The organism is Polaromonas sp. (genome assembly GCF_049790275.1).
GTDB lineage: Bacteria > Pseudomonadota > Gammaproteobacteria > Burkholderiales > Burkholderiaceae_C > Polaromonas.
In genome coordinates this window covers 43,273-63,646 of the sequence record NZ_JBAQYR010000116.1, presented here as the reverse complement: position 1 = coordinate 63,646, position 20,374 = coordinate 43,273, and the positions used below count along the sequence as shown (strand labels likewise).

Genomic DNA, 20,374 nt, shown 5'->3' with positions numbered 1-20,374 from the left:
ATATAGGAAACAGCGGAATCGGAAACAAGGGTGTCGGTGGTCATGGCTTTACTCCTGGGAAGTTGATGAACAAGAGGACTTCGAAAAAGATCCTCTCGCTCGGGCTTCCTCGTTCCCCCGAGCAGGGGGCGGAGGGGGGTGCTGGTGGTGCCACAAGAAAAAACCGGGCTGGCCCGGTGTCGCTGTATTCAAGATCCCCCCACAAGTGCCCCTCGCACCGGGACGGGGTCTTGTGGGGGGATCCAGCGACCGCCGGGACGGGCCGGTTTTTTCAGACGGTAGGCCAGGCGCCCGCAGCCGACGTGACACAAAGCGCAGCGACTGGCACCAAAGGGTGCAGCCTGGCCGGGTTCGAAGACGCGACAGTAATCAACCGGATCGGCGGCCTTGGCGATCTACTCTATTTAGAGGATGCAAACTGAGGAGCTTCGTCCTAGAGTCAGTTGCGAGGTTTGTCAGATTCAATATACCTGTATAGACACGCAGTCCATCCAGCTAGCTACATGACTACAAACATCTTTTTCAATTTTTCTGTGCCATGTTATCTGACAGGGCGCCATGTTATTCCGCAGTTTTGCGGGATATATCAAAGTTAGGGTTCAAGGAACTAAGGAGAGTGTCATGAATCTTCGTGTCTGCCTTCTTGTAATGGCCGTCGTGTGTGCAGGCAGTTCAAATGCGCAACCGGAACGACGTTTGGGCCCTCTCGATTCGGGACTGGCAAAAATGTATGGCCCTGGCGTCGGAGTACCCATTGAGGAACGGGGACAGCGCATCCATGAGTCTCAGGTAGAACGGCAGTTGGATAAGAAGGAGAGAAACGAGGGAGACAGTAGCAGATTGCGCGAAGAGCAAAACTATCGCCGCTCCCATACGGTGCCGCCAAGTGACGCTGGCCGAGGAAGCGGCACCCGTGGGGCGAAGTCAACTGAATAGATCGAACTCGCGGATCAAGGGTCTGCGGGCTAACTCCGACGTTAGCCCGTATGGCGCATGCGCGAGCGCAACGCTCCTCAACCTCCGAACGCGCGAGAAATGCGAGGTGTGGTGTGAGTAACCTAACTCATCATTCCACTGGACCCGGTGCGATGAAACCGCGCAACGCCGTGAATTCAAACGTTTGAGCGCAGAACAAAAACCACTTATGCAAACACCAAAAAATACGCTTCTGCCACGCTCCAAGAGTTCGAGCATCACTCCCCTGGGCATCATTGCGACATTCGTTGCGCTGTCGGAAACTGTCGCTGGGCTCGCAGCCATTAAGACTACAGGTTCGGTGCAGTTTATCTTCGCTTGTTTCGCGGTCATATTTCCGATTCTCATCGCCTGCGCCTTCTTCTTTATCCTTTGGAAGCGTGCGTACGTTTTCTACCCTCCGCAGGATTTTGGGAGTGAAGTTGACGTCAAACACTACGTCGATGCAATGCGCCATCAGGCCGTAGGAAATCAGGAGCTTCATAGCCTAGTCAAAACTACGATTACTGAGACGCTCAGATCACATGAAGCTCAGATTGCCATTTCCAATGTGGCAGTCGGTGGAGAGGCGCGTGCAGCAGAAGCCCTCAATGCGGCCTCAGAGGTACTTTCTGCGCAGGCTGTTGATCGCCTTCATCGCGCGGTTCTCACGGTGAACGTCAGTGCGTTCGAAGGTTCGGAAGTTATTCCAGAATTGGTATTTCCATATGATGGTGAACAGGAAGCGTTTACTCTGCTAAGTGCCGTGTATTACCAGATAAGTGATCACGTCCGTCCATTTACTTATGGGAAATCGTGGGCGCTCCAAGACCGAGATTCCGGCAATCAGATTTTGCCTCCTGATGTCAACTGGAGGGATAACTATGCGCTTGCAGATAGCGGCGCGACCGTGGAGCAAATGGGCATACGCGCCGGAATGACACTGCTTGCCGTTCCTTTGAAATCGACGGGCTCAAGTTCGAGGAAGGGGCGCAGTCGAGGAGGAGGTGCGAGTGCATTGTAGAAATCGCGTGCGGGCTGTGCACTCTAACTTTCACGTTATCGCAAGCTCGAATGCCCTGGCTTGAGAACCCGATAAATCGACCGCTTCACGCTCGACGGGTGAACATTGAAAAGCGCTGCCAGTGAATCCATCGTGTACTGATTGGACTTCCACAGTCGGACAATTTCTTGTTCGTCACTTGGGGAAATTGATCTCGGCCTGCCGCAGTGAATGCCGCGCATCATCGCCGCGGTCTGGCCTGCAATAGACCGCTCCCGAATGATGCCGCGCTCGAACTCTGCGAATGCCCCCAGCATGTGCGTCATCATCCGGCCAGCCGAGGTGCTCGTGTCCACAGGCTCCGTCAGGCTTTGGAACGTTGCACCGGCTTTCTGGATCCTGTCCAGGATCGAAAGCAGATCCATCAGGGAGCGCGCCAGGCGGTCAATCTTGTAAACCTTGACCATGTCGCCTGGCTCCAGCGATTCCAGCATCTCCATTAACTTTGGCCGTTGGCCGACTGAACTTCGTTTCTCCTGCAGGATTGTTTCAACGCCAGATCGCCGCAGCGCATCCAGCTGCAGCGTTGTTTCCTGCTCGGTGGTGGAAACCCGAGCGTATCCGTAAATCAAACCGACCTCCTTTTAGTTAGCTACGCTTTTCATAGCGTAGTAACTCAACGGCAAGCCAGCGCGAGACCTGTAGCCTGTAAAAAATGACAGGCAAACTTTTGCTTTACAAGTAAAAAACCGGCCTAGGCCGGTCATCATTTGGTTCGAAAGCCACCGCTTCCGCCAAACCTGAAAAAAGCCATCAACAGTTGTTGATGGCTTTTTTTATGCGGCACGCGAAGCAAAGCAGCGATAAAAGGCGTCATGGCCTTCACCTCTTGTCGCTAGGCAGCAGATGGCTCCCCCGGTGCCTCAGTCAGCCAGAAACAGGGTCTGCAAATCGTTGAGAAAATCAAACCCGCGCGCAGTCGGCCTGACACAGGCAAAGTCGCGTTCAATCAAACCCTTGCGCTCGGCCTCGTCCAGGCCGGCCTGGATCGCTGTCAGCGGCAACCCGGTCTTCTCTGAAAAGTCCTGCAGCTTGAACCCTTCGCGCAAACGCAGGGCATTGAGCATGAATTCGAATGGCAGGTCAGCGCGGCCGACTTCGTTGTCTTGCGCCACCGCGGTGCCAGCCAGCGCTTTGTCCATGTACAGCTTCGGCTCTCGAAACCGCACCTGGCGAACCACGCGATGCGCAAAGCTGAGCTTGCTGTGGGCACCAGCGCCGAGGCCAAGGTAGTCGCCGAACTTCCAGTAGTTCAGGTTGTGCAGGCAACGGTGGCCAAGTCTGGAGTAGGCCGAGACCTCATAACGGTCCATGCCGGCAAGACCGGTCAATTCGGTGATCCGGTCCAGCATGGCGTAGGCGTCGTCATCTTCCGGCAATGCCGGGGGATATTTGGCGAACCAGGTGTTGGGCTCGACAGTAAGGTGGTAAATCGAAATGTGCGGTGGCTGCAGCGCCAGCGCCTGCGCCATGTCCTGCTCCAGGTTTGCCAGCGTCTGGCCCGGCAAGGCGTACATGATGTCGAGGTTGAAGGTGTCGAAGGCCTGTGCGGCTTCCTCAACAGCGGCAATCGCCTGGGCGCGGTCGTGCACACGGCCGAGCGCTTTGAGATGTCTGTCGTCAAAACTCTGCACCCCCACCGACAACCGCGTCACACCCGCGCTGCGAAAGGCCCTGAAGCGATCTTTTTCAAACGTACCGGGATTGGCTTCCAGCGTGATTTCACAATCTGGCTCGAGTCGAAGCCGTGCGCGAATATCACCCAGCAGCCGGTCGATGGCCTGCGGGGAAAACAAGCTGGGTGTACCACCGCCGATGAAGATGCTGTGCACCGTGCGGCCCCATACCAGCGGCAGCGAGGCTTCGAGGTCGGCCATCAGCGCGTCGAGGTAACGCTGCTCGGGCAACGCACCCTGGGCTTCATGCGAGTTGAAATCGCAGTAGGGGCATTTCTTCAGGCACCAGGGCAGGTGTACGTACAGCGACAGCGGCGGCAAGGCGGCCAGCTGCAGTGTGCCGTCCCGCATATAGTGCCGGATGTCCTTGAGCCCGGCGCCGGTTTCTTCCACCGGCGGCGCGCTGACAACGGGAATGGGGAAGGTCATGGCCCGTCGCTACAGCCAGCGCTCGCGCATCAGGTCCATCATCTGGCGTACCGCCATGCCGCGGTGGCTGTTGGCGTTTTTAACCTCGACCGGCAGTTGCGCAAAAGTTTTGCCGAACGCGGGGATGTACATCACCGGATCGAATCCGAATCCGTTGCTGCCTGCCGGCTCCCTGGCAATTTCACCGGTCACACGGCCTACGGAAATCAAGGGTTCGGGATCGTCGGCGGAACGCACGGCCACCAGCGTGCTGACCATCGCAGCACGGCGCTGGTCGAGTCCGGCCATCTGCTCCAGCAGCGCGCGCACGTTGTTGTCGTCGCCTTTCTCATAGCCAAACTGCGTGGCGTAAAAAGCCGTGTCCACGCCCGGCAGGCCACCAAAAGCATCGACGCACAGGCCGGCATCGTCAGCCAATGCGGGCAGCCCGCTCAGGCGTGATGCATGGCGCGCCTTGGCCAGGGCGTTTTCGACAAAGGTGCGGAAAGGCTCTTCAGCCTCGGAAATGCCCAGCGCTGCCTGCCGGACAAGCGTCACATCCAGCGGTGCCAGCATGGCCTGCAGTTCGGCCAGTTTGCCGGGATTGTTCGATGCCAGTACGATTTTCATAAGAAAAATATGCCTCCAGCCCAATAGGGTTGGGCGTAAGCAGCTATTAATTCAGTAGCGACTGCTGCTGCAGCGCAACCAGTTCGTTGATGCCTTTTTCGGCCAGCAGCAGCAACGCATCCATTTCCTTGCGTGAAAAGGCAGCGCCTTCTGCCGTTCCCTGCACCTCCACATAGTGGCCGGCGCCGGTCATCACCACGTTCATGTCGGTGTCGCAACTCACATCCTCGATGTACTCCAGGTCCAGCAGGGGCGTACCCTGCACGATACCCACCGAGATGGCGGCGACGTGACCGATGATCGGCGTTTCCTTGAGCTTGCCCTCGGCCAGCAGCTTGTTGACGGCGTCCTGCGCCGCAACAAACGCGCCGGTGATGCTGGCCGTACGTGTGCCGCCGTCGGCCTGGATCACGTCGCAGTCGAGATGGATGGTGCGTTCACCCAATTTTTTCAGGTCGAACACCGCTCGCATCGAGCGGCCGATCAGGCGCTGGATTTCCTGCGTGCGGCCGCTCTGCTTGCCGCGCGCCGCCTCTCGGTCGCTGCGGGTATGGGTGGCGCGTGGCAGCATGCCGTATTCGGCCGTGACCCAGCCCTCGCCGCTGCCCTTTTTGTGGCCAGGCACTTTCTCCTCGACCGAGGCCGTACACAGCACCCGGGTTGCCCCAAACTCGATCAGGACCGAACCTTCGGCATAGGCGGTGTAGGCACGGGTGATGCGCACCGGGCGCAGCTGGTTGGCCGCACGGGCGCTGCTTCGCGAAAATGAACTCATGGTCAGGGCTTTCTGGCGGGGTCGCACCCGAGGGATATGAAAGAGAAGAAAAGGAAAGTCAGGAGCAACGCAGCACCTGCAGGGCGAAAGAGCTGGCCGGGACCTCAGGCTTTTTTGGCTGCGGAGCGGCGTATGGCTTCGTTGATTTCGGCAATGGAGCGTTCAATCGCCGCATCGTCGAGGTCTTCGACGCTGGAGTCGAGCACGCCCGCCTGGATGGTCGATGCAAAAACACCGTCCATGATGCTGTCGGTCGAGACACCGCGCGTCGACTCGAAAGCGTCGGGTGTTTCCCACTCCATGGCCAGCACGGTGACGTTGTCGCTGTGCTCGCCCCCGTTGCGCAGCGCGTGTTCGACCATTTCAGGCACAGCGTCAGACACGCTGTTGCCAGCCATGTGCCGCACAATTTCAGCGTCGGTCAGCGTGCCCCACAGGCCGTCCGAGCAGAGCATCAGTTTGTCGCCCTGTTGCAGGACCACCGGACCGGTGATGTCAAACACCGGCTTGGAAGGGGAACCCAGGCAGGTGAACAGGATGTTGCGGTTCAAGCGCTCCAGCTTGATGATGCCGGCGTTTTGCTGCTCCAGGTAGGAGTGGTCACGCGTACGGGTCAGCAGCTCGCCGTCGCGCACCACATACAGGCGCGAATCGCCGCAGTGAACCCAGGTAGCACCCGTGCCCTGCAATATGGCGGCCACCAGCGTGGTACGCGGTGTGTCGAGCATGCCCTTTTCGCTGGCATAACGGATGATCTGGTGATGCGCCGCCATCAGGGCAGACGACAAAAATTCGGTGGTGTCCCGGACCAGTGGCCGGGCTTCCTTCTGGTAGAGCGCAGAAATGGTCTGCAGCGCCAGCTGGGCCGCCACCTCGCCTTCGGGGTGGCCGCCCATGCCATCGGCCAGCACAAACAGGCCCGACTCACGGGTGTAGCAATACCCCATGCGGTCTTCGTTTTTCTCGCGACCGCCTTTGCGGCTGACCTGAAAGACTGAGAATTTCATTTGAATTTCGTCGCAAAGCCGGTGGCTTTGCGCGCGGTTTTCTTGGTGTCTGACACCATGTTGTCAAACTGCAGCCGCATTTTTTCGCCGACCGTCAACTTGGTGTACCGCCGTTCACCCTCGCGGCTAAGTTCTTTCTGCAGGGCAAAGACCGACTGCGGCCGCGACAAGGGATCGAGTGACATGCACCATTCAACCACTTCAATGAGGTTGTCCGAATACACACCGCGCAAGCGGGAGAGTGCAAGCGACAGACGGTCTTTTTCCAGACGCTGCGGCGCGTCATTGGGCGGGTAGCCCTGCATGGTCGCGTAAATGCAGGCGCCAATCGCATAAATGTCGGTCCACGGACCCATCGACGAATCACGCCGGTACATTTCAGGCGCGGCAAACCCCGGTGTGTACATGGGCCGGATGAAGTTGCCCTCTTTGCTCAGCACCTCGCGTGCGGCGCCAAAGTCGATCATCACGGCCTTGTTGTCGTCGGTGACGAAGATGTTGGCCGGTTTGATGTCCAGATGCAGCATCTTGTGCTGGTGAACAATGCGCAAACCGCGCAGGATCTCGTCGAACAGCGAACGGATGGTCGACTCACGAAACACCTTCTGCTTCTTGAGCTCGCGTGCGGTGATGATGAAATCCTGCAGGGTGCCGCCCTCCAGATAATTCATCACCATGTAAACGGTCTCGTTTTCGCGAAAGAAGTTCAGCACACTCACCACGGACGCGTGGGAGATCTGCGCCAGCGAGCGGCCTTCCTCGAAAAAACTCTTCAGGCCGAGCCGGTACAACGACAGCTTTTCAGGTTGCACCTGGGGCAGCAACTCGCCCGGCAAGCGGCTGGCCAGCGAAGACGGCAGGTACTCCTTGATGGCAACCTGCTGGCCCTCGTTATCAACAGCCAAGTAAACTACCCCAAACCCGCCGGCCGACAGCTTGCGCACGACGCGATAACCGCCAATGACGGTGTCGGGTGGAAGTGGCGCTGGCTTGACCTTTGACATAATTCGGGATTAAGCAAGGTGACGGGATCACCAAGTCCTGTTTCTCTAAGAAAAGCGTATAACTAAATGTCAGTTTACAGCATGACTGGCTATGCAGCCGTTCAGTCCACACCTGTGCGAAATACCCAGGAAGTGGACACCGGCACGGACACCAACGCCCGCCTTGGGGTGGAAATACGCTCGGTGAACAGCCGTTTCCTGGATCTGGCCTTCCGGTTGCCCGATGAATTGCGTCAGACCGAGCCGGCACTTCGGGAGTTGCTGACCGCCAAACTCAAGCGCGGCAAGATCGAAATGCGCGTTTCGCTGGAAAGCAATACCGGCAGCAGCCTGCGAGCCCCGGCCACCTCCACCCTGCAGCGCCTGGGCTCCATGGAAGACACCGTGCGGTCCTGGCTTCCCGGCGCGACAGCCCTGAGCGTCGCCGATATCCTGCGCATGGCGGCAGGCGAAGACAAAACCGCCCATGACTACAGCGACGAACTCCTGAAACTCGCCAAAAAGGCGCTCAAGGAGCTGCTGGCGGCCCGGGAACGCGAAGGCGCCCGCCTGGCGCAAATGCTGTTGGACCGCACGGCCCAGCTGCGGGCGCTCGCTGCCTCGGCGGTTCCCATAGTGCCCAAACTGGTGGAGCAGCAGAAAATCCGTTTCATGGAGCGCTGGAAAGAGGCGATGGCATTGGGAGGCGGGAGCACCCTGCCCGAAGCGGCGCAAGACCGGGCCCTGACGGAAGCCACGTCCTTCGCGATACGTATTGACGTGGCGGAGGAAATCACACGCTTGTCCTCCCATCTGGATGAAATCGACCGGCTGCTGGCCGGAGGCGGCGAGGTGGGCAAACGGCTGGACTTCCTGATCCAGGAGCTGCACCGCGAAGCCAATACGCTGGGGTCCAAATCAGGATCGCTGGAACTGACCCACGTTTCTGTGGACATGAAAGTGCTGATCGAGCAGATCCGCGAGCAGGTCCAGAACATCGAATGAAACAGGGCCCCCACGCTCCCCCACTCCGTGTGGGTCGCTGCCCCCCGAGGGGGCTGGCCTTGCTCGGGGCGGCCCTTCGCGGCGGCCGCGTGCTCAGAACAAAGGATCACTGATGGATTACCCCGGAAACCTGTTTGTTGTTGCCGCACCCAGCGGGGCCGGAAAATCCAGCCTGGTCAAGGCGCTGATGGAACTCGACGCGCGGGTGCAGCCGGCGGTATCGCACACCACCAGGCCACCCCGCGGGCAGGAAAAGCATGGGCGCGAGTACTTCTTTATTTCGCCCGAAGAGTTTGACGGCATGGTGCTGCGGGATTCTTTTCTTGAATGGGCGCATGTGCATGGCCAGCGTTACGGTACTTCCCGGCAAACCATCGAAGAGCGCGTGGCGCATGGCGCCGACGTCATCCTGGAGATCGATTTTCAGGGCGCCATCAACATCAAGCGTATTTTCAGCAACGCGGTGCTGATCTTCATCCTGCCGCCCAGTTGGGAAGAATTGCGTTCGCGGCTGGAACGGCGCGGTGAGGACACGCCCGAGGTGATTGAACTGCGGCTGAAAAACGCCGCCGTCGAGATGGCCCAAGCCCATGAATTCGACTTCGTTATAATCAACGAGTTATTTGAACGAGCGGTTTTCGACCTGAAAACCATTGTTCATGCCCAGCGGCTCAAGTTTGCAGCCCAACGACGTGCCCGCGCCGAGACCTTCAAGGCCCTGCATATTGCCTGACCTGCTACCTCGTTTCCCTATTTCCCCATTTAACCCGGAGATCATCATGGCCCGCATCACTGTTGAAGACTGCCTGGAAAAAATCCCCAACCGCTTTCAGCTCGTTCTGGCAGCTACCTACCGCGCCCGCATGCTCAGCCAGGGCCATGCGCCAAAAATCGAGAGCAAGAACAAACCCGGCGTAACGGCCTTGCGCGAAATTGCCGAAGGCAAAATCGGCCTGGAAATGCTGAAAAAAGTCCCCTCCTGAGGCCACCCCGCCGAATCAAAAAAGCACCGCCTGCGGTGCTTTTTTATTTCCCCGAACCGGTCCAAAGCCCGTTTTTTGCATGTTTTATTGGCACCGCGATACATTTAAGGCATGAGCGCCCTGGATTTCCCCATCGCTAACGCCAAGTCGAGCCCGGCTGCCGCCAACGCGGCTGCGGCGAGTTTTGCAGCGCTCACCGCCAAACTGGACTACATGAGCGCCGAGGACGTCGACAATGTCCGGCGCGCCTACCGCTTTGCCGATGAAGCGCATCTGGGCCAGATCCGCAATGGCGGCCTGCCCTATATCACCCACCCGATCGCCGTGGCCCAGCAATGTGCCGAATGGAAGCTGGACGCGCAAGCCCTCATGGCAGCGCTGCTGCATGACGCAATCGAGGACTGCGGCGTCACCAAGCCCGAGCTGATCGAGCGGTTTGGCGCACCCGTGGCCGAACTGGTAGACGGGTTGACCAAGCTGGAAAAGCTGGAATTCAACACCCGCGAAGAAAACCAGGCGGAATCGTTTCGCAAAATGCTGCTGGCCATGGCCCGCGATGTGCGCGTCATCCTGATCAAGCTGGCCGACCGCAGCCACAACATGCGCACGCTCAGCGACGTGCCGCGCAGCAAATGGACACGCATTTCGCGCGAAACGCTGGACATCTACGCACCCATTGCACACCGCCTCGGCCTGAATGCGACCTACCGCGAACTGCAGGACCTGGCTTTCCAGCACCTGTATCCCTGGCGCTACGCCACGCTGACCAAAGCGCTGGCCAGGGCACGCGGCCGCCGGCGCGACGTGATCAAGCGTGTCCAGGCGGAAGTGGAAGCCGCCTTTGCCAGCGCCGGCATCCAGGTGCATATCTACGGACGCGAAAAAGCACTCTATTCGGTCTACCGCAAAATGGACGAAAAACACCTGTCCTTCGCGCAGGTGACCGACATCTATGGCTTTCGCATCATTGTCGCGAACGTCACTGCGTGTTACACCGCCATGGGCGTGCTGCACCAGCTCTACAAGCCTCTGCCGGGGAAATTCAAGGACTACATCGCCATTCCCAAGGTCAATGGCTACCAGTCGCTGCACACGACGATGGTCGGTCCCTTTGGCACCAATATCGAGTTCCAGATGCGCACCGAGGCCATGCACATCGTGGCCGAATCCGGCGTTGCTGCACACTGGCTGTACAAAGCCACCGACCCGGAAAGCGACGCGTCACAGCGGCTGGGCACCCAGTGGCTGCAGTCCCTGCTGGACATCCAGCATGAAACCCGCGACGCTGCCGAGTTCTGGGACCACGTCAAGATCGACCTTTTCCCCGATGCTGTGTACGTGTTCACGCCCAAAAGCCAGATCATGGCCATGCCGCGTGGGGCCACGATTGTCGACTTCGCCTACGCCATCCACAGCGATGTCGGGCATCGGGCCGTTGCAGCCAAGGTCAACGGCGAGCAAGTTCCACTGCGCTCCGAACTGCGCAATGGCGACGTGATCGAAATCATCACCGCCTCGGTCTCCAGCCCCAACCCGGCCTGGCTGGGGTTTGTGCGCACCGGCAAGGCCAGGTCCAAGATACGCCATCACCTCAAGACCATGGCGCTCACCGAATCGCAGGAGCTCGGCGAGAAAATGCTGGCGCAGGCGCTGCGGGCCGAAGGCATAGAACGCCTGCCCGAGGACAACGAGCAGCACCATGCAACCTGGGAAAAAATACTGCGCTTTTCCGGCAACCGTTCACGCGCCGATCTGCTGACCGACATTGGCCTGGGCAAGCGCATCGCCAGCATGGTGGCCAAACGCATTGTCAGCCTGCTGGCTGAAACCGGCGAAAAACCGGACCAGCTGCTGATGAGCCGTGAGCGTTATACGGCGCACGAATCAATCTCGCAGGGCGCCCTGGTACTCGACGGCAGCGAAGGCGCCTCGGTTCAATTTGCCACCTGCTGCCGCCCCATTCCCGGCGATGGCATTGTCGGCTACCTGGGGCGCGGCGAAGGGCTTGTGGTGCACACGGAAGACTGCGCGGTTGCCAAAAAATTGCAGCAGCGCGATAGCGAACGCTTCATTGCAGTCGACTGGTCTGACGAGCCCACTCGGGCCTTTGAGGCCGGTTTGCTGGTCACCGTATCCAACGGCAAGGGCGTGCTGGCCAAAGTTGCCTCGGCCCTGGCGAGCGCAGAGGCCGACATCACTCATGTGGACATGGGGCAGGACCCCGCACAGGACGCAACCGACCTGCGCTTTGATGTGCTGGTGCGCGACCGCATCCATCTGGCGGCCGTCATGCGCAGCGTCAAACGCACTGCGCCGGTGCTGCGCGTGCAACGCGCCAAGCCGGGCGTCTAGGGCGGCGATCCGGCGCTGACCGGCGCCGGGTAGCTGACTTCCACCACTTCGATGTCCTTGAGCCCGCCGGGCGTCGCCAGTTTGACTTCGTCGCCCACCCGGGCCTTGAGCAGCGCGCGGGCAATCGGCGAAATCCAGCTGACCTGGTTCTGCGCACTGTCTGCTTCATCGATACCCAGGATGGTGACTGTCTGCTCCAGACCGCTGTCGTCGGCGTAGGTGACCGCGGCACCGAAAAACACCTGGTCGTTGCCAAAGTGCACAGCGGGGTCTGAAATCTCGGCAATTTCGAGGCGCTTGGTCAAAAAGCGGATGCGCCGGTCAATTTCGCGCAGGCGCTTCTTGCCATAGTGGTAGTCCCCGTTTTCCGAACGGTCGCCGTTGCTGGCCGCCCAGTGCACCACTTCAACCACCTTGGGACGCTCGTTGTCGATGAGGTCCAGCAGTTCGGTCTTGAGCCGCGCATAACCATTCGGGGTGATGTAGTTTTTGCCGCCCGCGGGCAAAGGCGGGAGCGACAGGTCTTCGTCGTCTTCCGCGTCGGTTTCTTTGGTGAAAGCTTTGCTCATGATGAGCCTGCAACAGTGAAAACGGGTTCCAAATCAGGACATCGTAACGAAAAAGCCCTGGAACCTTGCGGTTCCAGGGCTTGACGTTTGGTGCGGCTGGCAGGAATTGAACCCACGACCCCTTGGTTCGTAGCCAAGTACTCTATCCAACTGAGCTACAGCCGCTAAGCCTCGAATTATAGCCTATTTGGAGGGTGGTAGGGCGTCACAGACTTGAACTGTGGACCAAAGGATTATGAGTCCTCTGCTCTAACCAACTGAGCTAACGCCCCACGTCGCCAGTGCAGATTGTACCGGCCCTACTTGCTGTGGCTCAGCGCGCTGCTGACCATCTTGGCGGTGATGTCAACGATCTGGATCATTTTTTCATAGGGCATGCGCATGGGCCCGATGACGCCCAGGGTGCCCACCACTTTGCCGTCCACCTCATAGGGCGCGGTCACGATGGACAGCTCCTGGTAGGGCACCACCTGGCTTTCCCCGCCGATGTAGATGCGCACGCCTTCGGCCCGGCTGGACACATCGAGCAGGCGCATGAGCTGGGCTTTCTGCTCGAACAGGTCGAACAGCTTGCGCAGGTTGCCCATGTCGCTGGAAAAGTCGCTCACGGCGAGCAGGTTGCGCTCGCCGGAGATCACCACCTCGTCGCGCGACTCGATTGCCTCCGAACTCACCTGCACCGCCGCCTGCATCAGGCTGGCGATCTCGCCGCGCAGGGCTTCGACTTCGTTTTGCAGGCGTTCGCGCACCTCTTCGATGGCCATGCCCGCATAGTGCGAGTTGAGAAAGTTGGCCGCTTCGATGAGCTGGGTCTGGGTGTAGTCGGTCTCGGTGAAAATGACCCGGTTCTGCACGTCGCCATCGGGCGAAACGATGATGACCAGGATGCGCTTTTCCGACAGGCGCAGAAACTCGATGTGGCGAAACACCGAAGTGCGGCGCGGAGCCATCACCACACCGACAAACTGCGACAGGCTCGACAGGATGTTGGCGGCATTGCTGAAGACTTTTTGCGGCTGGTCCGGTGCCAGGCGGGGCGCGCCCAGCGAATTGAGCGCCGAATACTGGTCGCGCTGCATGGTCAGCATGGTGTCGACGAAGAGGCGGTAACCCCGGGCCGTCGGGATGCGGCCGGCCGAGGTGTGCGGGCTGACGATCAGGCCCAGGTCTTCCAGGTCACTCATGACGTTGCGTATGGTCGCCGGCGACAGGTCCAGTCCGGAAGCCTTGGACAAGGTGCGCGAGCCGACCGGTTGACCGTCGGCGATGTAGCGCTCTACAAGCGCTTTTAACAACAGTCGGGCACGTTCATCAAGCATGAAGCCATTCTACGAAGCTTGCCACGGATGTTGTGATGTAATTTGACGATGAAGTCGCAATTTCGTCACGTCGCCCTGATCGGGAAGTACCACGCGCAGGGTTCCCGCTCGGCGCTGGAAGAAATTGCCAACTTCCTGCACACGCAGGGTTGTGAGGTTGCGCTGGAGAAAGACACGGCCAGCAACACCGGCCTGACCCGGCACCCGGTGCTCGATGTGGCCGGCGTCGGTACGCACTGCGACCTGGCGCTGGTCGTCGGCGGTGACGGCACCATGCTGGGCATAGGCCGGCAGCTGGCCCAGTTCGGCGTGCCGCTGGTCGGCATCAACCAGGGACGCCTGGGCTTCATCACCGACATTGCCTTCGAAGATTTCCAGACGGCGCTCGAACCCATGCTGCGCGGCGAATACGAGGAAGACCGGCGCTGGATGATGCAGGCCGAGGTGGTGCGTGACGGCCGCTGTGTCTTCAGCGCCACCGCGATGAACGACGTGGTTGTGAACCGCGGCGCCACGGCCGGCATGGTGGAACTGCGGGTCGAGGTCGATGGGCGTTTTGTGGCCAACCAGCGTGCCGATGGCCTGATCATCGCCACGCCGACCGGCTCCACCGCCTATGCCCTGTCGGCAGGCGGCCCCCTGCTGCATCCTTCGATTTCCGGCTGGGTGATGGTGCCGATTGCGCCGCACACGCTGTCGAACCGGCCCATCGTGCTGCCCGATACCGGTGAGATCACCGTGGAAATTGTTGCCGGCCGCGATGCCAGTGCCAATTTCGACATGCAGTCGCTGGCCACCCTGCTGCACGGCGACCGCATCACGGTGCGGCGTTCGCAATACCAGATGCGCTTTTTGCATCCCAAGGGCTGGAGCTATTTCGATACCCTGCGGAAAAAACTCCACTGGAATGAAGGTGTGGCATGAGCCTTAAAAGCATCGCCCTGCGCGACTTTGTCATCGTGCGCGAGCTCGCGCTGGACCTGGAACGCGGGTTCACCGTGCTCACCGGTGAAACCGGCGCCGGCAAATCCATCCTGATCGATGCGCTGCAACTGGCATTGGGCGCGCGCGCCGATGCCGGCGTGGTGCGCGAAGGCGCGCAGCGCTGCGAGATCAGCGTCACTTTCGACGCCCCGCCCCAGCTGGCGGGCTGGCTGGACCAGGCCGGCTTTGCCGCCGAAGATGATCTGCTCCTGCGCCGTACCATCGATGCCCAGGGGAAAAGCCGAGCCTGGATCAATGGCAGCCCGGCCACAGCCACGCAGCTGCGCGAGATCGCCGACCTGCTGGTCGATATTCATGGTCAGCATGCCTGGCAAAGCCTGACCCGTCCCGATGCGGTGCGTGGCCTGCTGGATGCCTATGCCGGACTCCCGGCCCAGACCCTCGCGCAACCCTGGCAGGCCTGGCGCAACGCGCACAAGGCCCTGCTTGATGCGCGTGAAGCGCAGGACAGCCTGCAACGCGAACGCGAGCGCCTGGCCTGGCAGATCGGCGAGCTGGACAAGCTGGCCCCGGGCGAGCACGAATGGGACGATCTCAATACCCAGCACAGCCGGCTGTCCAATGTGCAGTCCCTGCGCGATGCAGTGCAAACCGCGGTCGATGCGCTGCAGGAGGCCGACGACAACGCCACGGCCCTGCTGGGTCGCGCCCTCACAGCGCTACAAAATCAGGAGCACATTGAACCCGAATTCAAAGGGCTGACCGAGGTTTTGAGCAGTGCCCTGGCGCAGGTTGAAGATGCCGTGCATACACTGCATGGCTACGCTCGGCATGCCGAGCTGGAGCCGCAGCGCCTCGCCGAACTGGACGAGCGCCTCTCGCTCTGGGTCAGCCTGGCACGCCGCTACAAGCGTACGCCGGCCGAGTTGCCGGAACTGCTGGCCGCGTGGCGCAGCGAACTGCAAAAACTTGATGCTGCGGCGGACCTCGAGGGTCTGGAGAAAACCGAGCAGGTGGCCAAGGCCGCTTATATGGATGCGGCCCGCGCCGTGACCAAAGCCCGGACCAAAGCGGCTCCCTTGCTGGCCAAAGCCATCACCGAAGCGATGCAGGGCCTGGGCATGCAAGGTGGAAAATTTGAAGTGGCACTGGGCAAGCTGGAGCAGCCCGCGCAGCATGGGCTCGAGCAGGCGGAATTCCTGGTGGCCGGCCACAGCGGCAGCACGCCGCGGCCGGTCGGCAAGGTGGCTTCGGGTGGCGAGCTGTCGCGTATTGCGCTGGCCATTGCAGTCACCACCAGCCAGCTTGGACAGGCGCAGACCCTGATTTTTGACGAGGTGGACTCGGGCGTGGGTGGTGCCGTTGCCGAAACCGTGGGGCGCCTGATGAAGCAGCTCGGCAAGGACCGCCAGGTCATGGCCGTCACCCACCTGCCGCAGGTCGCTTCCTGTGCCGACCATCACCTGGTGGTGGCCAAACGCCCGGACAAGGGCCAGACGATCAGCACGGTCGAGCTGGTCCACAGCGAACAGCGGGTTGCCGAGGTAGCGCGCATGCTGGGCGGCGAAAAACTCTCCGGCACTACATTGGCCCATGCCAAGGAGATGCTGGGGCAATGAACGCCGCCACCGGCCCCGCGCCCGACCTGGACATGGTGCTGATCACCGGCATGTCCGGTTCGGGAAAATCCGTTGCGCTGCATGCGCTGGAGGACGCGGGCTATTACTGCGTGGACAACCTGCCGCCGGAGCTGCTGCTGCCCTTTGTCGCGCTGGAAAAACAGCATGGCGCCAGCAAGGTGGCCATCGCGATGGACGTGCGCAGCGCCACTTCCCTGCCGCTGGTACCGCTGCAGCTTGCGCAGATGAGGGAGCAAGGCGTGGCCGTGCAATCCATCTTTCTCGATGCCAGCACCGACACGCTGGTGCGGCGCTATTCGGAAACCCGGCGCCTGCATCCCCTGTCGCGGCGCGACGACTCCGACCAGCAGCGCGCGCTGGTCGATGCGATTGACGAAGAGCGCGAACTGCTTGGCGACATGCGCGAACATGCCCATGTCATCGATACCAGCATGATCCGGGCGTCGCAGTTGCAGGGCTATGTGAAGGCCCTGATTTCCTCGCCCGCCACGCAGCTGACGCTGGTGTTTGAATCCTTCGCCTTCAAGCGCGGCGTACCGGTCGATGCCGACTACGTGTTTGACGTGCGCATGCTGCCCAATCCGCATTACGAGCCGGGATTGCGCCACCTGACCGGCAAGGACGAAGCCGTGGTGAACTACCTGCAGGCCCATGCCGATGTGGGCGACATGTTCCACCACGTTGAACAGTTCCTGGCGCACTGGCTGCAGGCGCTGGCGCGCGACCACCGCAGCTATGTGACGGTGGCCATCGGCTGCACCGGCGGGCAGCATCGCTCGGTGTATCTCGTCGAGCGGCTGGCGCAGGTTTTCAGCAAGCACTGGGTCACACTCAAGCGCCACCGTGAACTCGACGCCGCCCTCTAGCTAGCGGGCAAGGAATCACTATTGTTTTGATAGCTGCTTGCGTCCACCAATAAAGGGCCAGAGGCCTTTTTTCTCAAAGAACTCGGCTTTTAACTCTGGCGCTGCAGCAGCAGCTTCCTGATCGGTGCGGGCAGCCCCAGCCCTTCCCAGGCATCCCGCGCAAACCAGGCCCCGGCCCCCGGCAAGCCGGCAGTTTTGGCCTCACGCGCCGACAAGGCCAGCACCATGGGCGACAGACGCAAGTCCTTGTGGGTCAACACGTGCACAAAAGGCTGGATCGCTGCCAGGCGTCTCTGCCATGGCACCGGCAGGGCCGCCAGCAAATCTTCTTCGCTACCGAACACCGGAAAACAATACAGCCCACCCCAGATGCCGGGCGCGGCGCGGCGCTCCAGCCACACGGATCCGTCGCGTCTTTCGGCCCACAGCAGCGACAGGGACTGTGCACTGCGCTTGAGCTTGCGAGTCTTGACCGGGTAGGTTTCCGGCGTGCCGCCTGCCCTGCCCCGGCACATCGCCTGCACCGGGCACAACAGGCAGGAGGGCTGGCGTGTCGTGCAGATCGTCGCGCCCAGGTCCATCACGCCCTGGGTGTAGCGCGGCATGTTGTCAGCCAGGTTGCGACTCGGCAGCAGCGTGGTGGCGATCTCCCACAAAGCACGTTCCTGGGCGCTGGATGCCAGATCGCCTGAAAATGCCGTGACCCGCGTCAATACCCGTTTGACATTGCCGTCCAGGATGGCCACACGTTCGGAAAAGCAGAAGGAGGCAATCGCCGCCGCCGTCGAGGGGCCGATGCCGGACAGCGTCTGCAGCAGTTCCGCATTTTGTGGAAACTGCCCGCCGTGCAATCGCACCACCTCCTGCGCGCAGCGGTGCAGGTTGCGCGCCCGGCTGTAGTAGCCCAGCCCGCTCCACAAGCCCAGCACATCATCCAGCGGCGCCGCGGCCAGGTCGGCTACCGCAGGAAAGCGCTGCAAAAACCGCGTGTAGTAGTCCAGTACCGTGGCCACCTGGGTTTGCTGCAGCATGATTTCGGACAGCCAGACGCGGTAGGGATCGCGCGTGTTCTGCCAAGGCAGGCTGTGGCGGCCATGGCTTTTTTGCCAGCGCACGATGTGCGAGGAAAAGTCCTCTTCCAGTGCCCTGGCGTGCGAAGCGGGCTCGGCGTCCGCATGGCGCCGCGAGGGCACGCCAGCGCCAGCCAGAGGAGCCCGGGCCATCCGTGCGCTCAGGCGGCCTGGGTCAGCGCCGCGGCAGGAACGGGCTCGTGCGGGCTGGCCGGCGCGCTGACCAGTTGGTCCGTCAGTTCATCGAGCTTGCCGTCCAGCTCGGTGAGTGCCTGCTCATGGGCGTCAATTTCCGCGATGCGTTCATCCAGGCCTGTCGCAGCCTGCTGGATGCGTTCGATCGCCTCGATGCGGCGGCTGAAATTCTTGCGGCGTTCCTTGAGTTGGGCATCCAGCTGAGAAGCCGCCGACTTGTTCCACAGCTCGACTTCTCCCAGCGCGGTTTCATAGACCACGCGCAGCCGCGTGGCCAGGGCGCGCACCAGCCGCTCGGAAAATTCCGGCTGCGCAAGCTTGAGGATGTTGGCCACGCCCAGGTATTGCAGATGGCTGCGTTCGATCTGCTCGAGGTCCTCCATGAAGCGGTCCATCTGGGGCTCTTTGGGAGCCTGCAGGGAAAAACCGAATTCGGAATTGAGCTGCTTGAAAGACCCGCTGAGCATGGTCTGGATTTCCGCGCTGGTGCTTCGGGCTTTTTGCAGGCCTTCGCGCAGGCGCGAAAAAGTCTGGCCATACGCCTTCTTGACGCCCAGCTTGATGCCGGGCTGTTTGAGCGCCTCGGTCAGTTCGGCCAGCTCCGTCTTGAGCGTCGGGGTACCCAGCAGGTGAAACACTTCCCTGAGCAGCTTCAGGTGGATGGACCGCACAGCCTGTATCTTGGCACCGCTGGTGTTGAACTCGCCATGCTCCTGTTCGATGCGCGAGCGCATGTGTTTGATGACCGAGTCGTTCTTGCCGCGCAGGCCGCGCAGCTCGATCATCTGCTCAGCCAGGTCGCGGCGGCGGATGTGGATGACACGTCCGGCCTCGGCACGCAGCTCGACAATGCCTGCAGCCACAGCGGAACGCAATATCTTTTGCCGCTGCCCCATCACGCCCTGGGCCAGCGCCAGCTCCAGGCCCGGCAGGCAGCTGGCCTTGAGCAGCTTGTCGTCGCCGGTGACTTTGGCCACCAAGCCTTTTTGGGCCGAGACCGGAATCACCTGGGCCATCGGCAGACCGAGGATTTCCGCAGACGTCGCACGCTGGCGGTCAATCTGGGCCTGGATCTGCGCGGGGGAACTCAGGGCATCCCACAAGGTGTCGATCTTGTTGAGCACCACCAGGCGGGCGTCGTTGTCGTCGCCCTCGGTGATCAGGTGTTCACGCCAGATCGCCAGGTCGGATTTGGTCACACCGGTGTCCGCCGCCAGGATGAACACCACCGCGTGCGCCTGCGGGATCAGGCTGACCGTCAGCTCCGGCTCGGCACCGATCGCATTGAGCCCCGGTGTGTCCAGGATGACCAGGCCCTGCTTGAGCAGCGGATGGGCAATGTTGATCAGCGCATGGCGCCACTTGGGCACCTCGATCATGCCGTCGGCATCGATGCGCGGATTGTCCTCGGGCGTTTCGTCGTGCCAGAAACCCAGCGCGCGGGCTTCCTCCTTCGTGACGCGCCGGACCTCGGCCACCTTTTCCAGGGCCTTGGCCAGTTGCACCGGATCGTTCACGTCAAGGTCGACCCGCGTCCATTTTTCCGGGACCATGCGCCATTCCATCAGGGCCTGGGGCTTGAGCCGCGTCTCAATCGGCAGCAGGCGCAGGCAGGGCGGAACGTCAGCGTCGTAGCCCAGCTCGGTCGGGCACATGGTCGTGCGGCCGGCACTGGCCGGCATGATGCGCCTGCCGTAGCCGGCAAAAAAGATGGCGTTGATCAGCTCCGATTTGCCGCGGGAAAATTCGGCAACAAAGGCCACCATGACCTTGTCGGAACGCACCTGCGACTCGAGCCGCTGCAGGCGTTCTTCCACCGCCGCATTGAGCAGGTCGTGGTCTTTCATCCATTCGGATAAAAGTTTCAGGCGCAGGGCAAACTCGCGCCGCCAGGCGCCGTGCTGGTCAAATTGTTCGTTAAAAGACATGGTGCG

Annotated in this window: 18 protein-coding genes and 2 tRNA genes; 8 read left to right on the top strand and 12 right to left on the bottom strand. The window is 61.0% G+C overall.

The features are described from left to right. Positions 1-1,144: 1,144 nt before the first annotated feature. Positions 1,145-1,978, top strand: a complete 834-nt coding sequence (locus WA904_RS15350) for a hypothetical protein (RefSeq protein WP_425197989.1) — start codon at positions 1,145-1,147, stop codon at positions 1,976-1,978. Between the two features lie 35 nt (positions 1,979-2,013). On the opposite strand, the gene WA904_RS15345 is transcribed toward WA904_RS15350, so the two are convergent. The 6 genes from WA904_RS15345 to WA904_RS15320 form a co-directional block, all read right to left on the bottom strand. Further along, positions 2,014-2,589, bottom strand: coding sequence for a recombinase family protein (locus tag WA904_RS15345; RefSeq protein WP_425197988.1), 576 nt, complete (start codon positions 2,587-2,589; stop codon positions 2,014-2,016). A gap of 291 nt (positions 2,590-2,880) precedes the next feature. After that, positions 2,881-4,122, bottom strand: coding sequence for a radical SAM family heme chaperone HemW (hemW, locus tag WA904_RS15340; protein WP_425197987.1), 1,242 nt, complete (start codon positions 4,120-4,122; stop codon positions 2,881-2,883). 9 nt (positions 4,123-4,131) lie between these two features. Next, the gene (gene rdgB / locus WA904_RS15335; protein ID WP_425197986.1) at positions 4,132-4,731 is read right to left on the bottom strand and encodes an RdgB/HAM1 family non-canonical purine NTP pyrophosphatase; all 600 of its coding nucleotides are present in this window, start codon (positions 4,729-4,731) and stop codon (positions 4,132-4,134) included. Between the two features lie 46 nt (positions 4,732-4,777). Beyond that, entirely contained in the window at positions 4,778-5,506 is a 729-nt protein-coding gene (gene rph / locus WA904_RS15330; RefSeq protein ID WP_425197985.1) for a ribonuclease PH, read from the bottom strand. Between the two features lie 104 nt (positions 5,507-5,610). Continuing rightward, positions 5,611-6,513 (bottom strand): PP2C family protein-serine/threonine phosphatase, encoded by a 903-nt coding sequence (locus WA904_RS15325; RefSeq protein WP_425197984.1) that lies wholly within the window; start codon positions 6,511-6,513, stop codon positions 5,611-5,613. Then, positions 6,510-7,517: a serine/threonine protein kinase gene (locus WA904_RS15320; RefSeq protein WP_425197983.1), complete on the bottom strand. Its 1,008-nt coding sequence runs from the start codon at positions 7,515-7,517 to the stop codon at positions 6,510-6,512. The genes WA904_RS15325 and WA904_RS15320 overlap by 4 nt, the downstream gene beginning before the upstream one ends. Positions 7,518-7,583: 66 nt before the next feature. On the opposite strand from WA904_RS15320, the gene WA904_RS15315 reads away from it, so the two are divergent. The 4 genes from WA904_RS15315 to WA904_RS15300 all read left to right on the top strand — a co-directional run bounded on the left by WA904_RS15315 (position 7,584) and on the right by WA904_RS15300 (position 11,836). Then, positions 7,584-8,501 (top strand): YicC/YloC family endoribonuclease, encoded by a 918-nt coding sequence (locus WA904_RS15315; protein WP_425197982.1) that lies wholly within the window; start codon positions 7,584-7,586, stop codon positions 8,499-8,501. A 112-nt stretch (positions 8,502-8,613) separates the two neighbouring features. Next, complete coding sequence (gene gmk / locus WA904_RS15310) at positions 8,614-9,234, top strand: guanylate kinase (RefSeq protein ID WP_425197981.1); 621 nt, start codon at positions 8,614-8,616, stop codon at positions 9,232-9,234. A gap of 46 nt (positions 9,235-9,280) precedes the next feature. Then, positions 9,281-9,484, top strand: a complete 204-nt coding sequence (gene rpoZ / locus WA904_RS15305) for a DNA-directed RNA polymerase subunit omega (protein ID WP_096662930.1) — start codon at positions 9,281-9,283, stop codon at positions 9,482-9,484. Positions 9,485-9,595: 111 nt separating this feature from the next. Next, positions 9,596-11,836, top strand: coding sequence for a RelA/SpoT family protein (locus WA904_RS15300; protein WP_425197980.1), 2,241 nt, complete (start codon positions 9,596-9,598; stop codon positions 11,834-11,836). Here the strand turns inward: WA904_RS15300 and greB are convergent. From greB to hrcA, 4 genes are all read right to left on the bottom strand, one after another. Then, complete coding sequence (gene greB / locus WA904_RS15295; protein ID WP_425197979.1) at positions 11,833-12,405, bottom strand: transcription elongation factor GreB; 573 nt, start codon at positions 12,403-12,405, stop codon at positions 11,833-11,835. The two genes, WA904_RS15300 and greB, sit on opposite strands and share 4 nt — an antisense overlap. 88 nt (positions 12,406-12,493) lie before the next feature. Continuing rightward, positions 12,494-12,570: transfer RNA gene (locus WA904_RS15290), tRNA-Arg, on the bottom strand. A 30-nt stretch (positions 12,571-12,600) separates the two neighbouring features. Further along, a tRNA-Ile gene (locus WA904_RS15285) sits at positions 12,601-12,677 on the bottom strand. Between the two features lie 27 nt (positions 12,678-12,704). Further along, on the bottom strand, positions 12,705-13,724 hold the full coding sequence (gene hrcA / locus WA904_RS15280) for a heat-inducible transcriptional repressor HrcA (protein ID WP_425197978.1): 1,020 nt from the start codon (positions 13,722-13,724) through the stop codon (positions 12,705-12,707). 48 nt (positions 13,725-13,772) lie between these two features. Between hrcA and WA904_RS15275 the strand changes: the two genes are divergently transcribed. The 3 genes from WA904_RS15275 to rapZ are packed head-to-tail and all read left to right on the top strand — an operon-like array spanning position 13,773 to position 17,175. After that, positions 13,773-14,648, top strand: a complete 876-nt coding sequence (locus WA904_RS15275) for an NAD kinase (protein WP_425197977.1) — start codon at positions 13,773-13,775, stop codon at positions 14,646-14,648. Then, complete coding sequence (gene recN / locus WA904_RS15270) at positions 14,645-16,288, top strand: DNA repair protein RecN (RefSeq protein WP_425197976.1); 1,644 nt, start codon at positions 14,645-14,647, stop codon at positions 16,286-16,288. Before WA904_RS15275 ends, recN begins: the two co-directional genes overlap by 4 nt. Continuing rightward, the gene (rapZ, locus tag WA904_RS15265) at positions 16,285-17,175 is read left to right on the top strand and encodes an RNase adapter RapZ (RefSeq protein WP_425197975.1); all 891 of its coding nucleotides are present in this window, start codon (positions 16,285-16,287) and stop codon (positions 17,173-17,175) included. The genes recN and rapZ overlap by 4 nt, the downstream gene beginning before the upstream one ends. An 89-nt stretch (positions 17,176-17,264) precedes the next feature. Here the strand turns inward: rapZ and mutY are convergent, their stop codons facing one another. After that, positions 17,265-18,398 (bottom strand): A/G-specific adenine glycosylase, encoded by a 1,134-nt coding sequence (mutY, locus tag WA904_RS15260; protein ID WP_425197974.1) that lies wholly within the window; start codon positions 18,396-18,398, stop codon positions 17,265-17,267. Positions 18,399-18,406: 8 nt separating this feature from the next. Then, complete coding sequence (locus WA904_RS15255; protein WP_425197973.1) at positions 18,407-20,368, bottom strand: dynamin family protein; 1,962 nt, start codon at positions 20,366-20,368, stop codon at positions 18,407-18,409. Positions 20,369-20,374 lie beyond the last annotated feature (6 nt).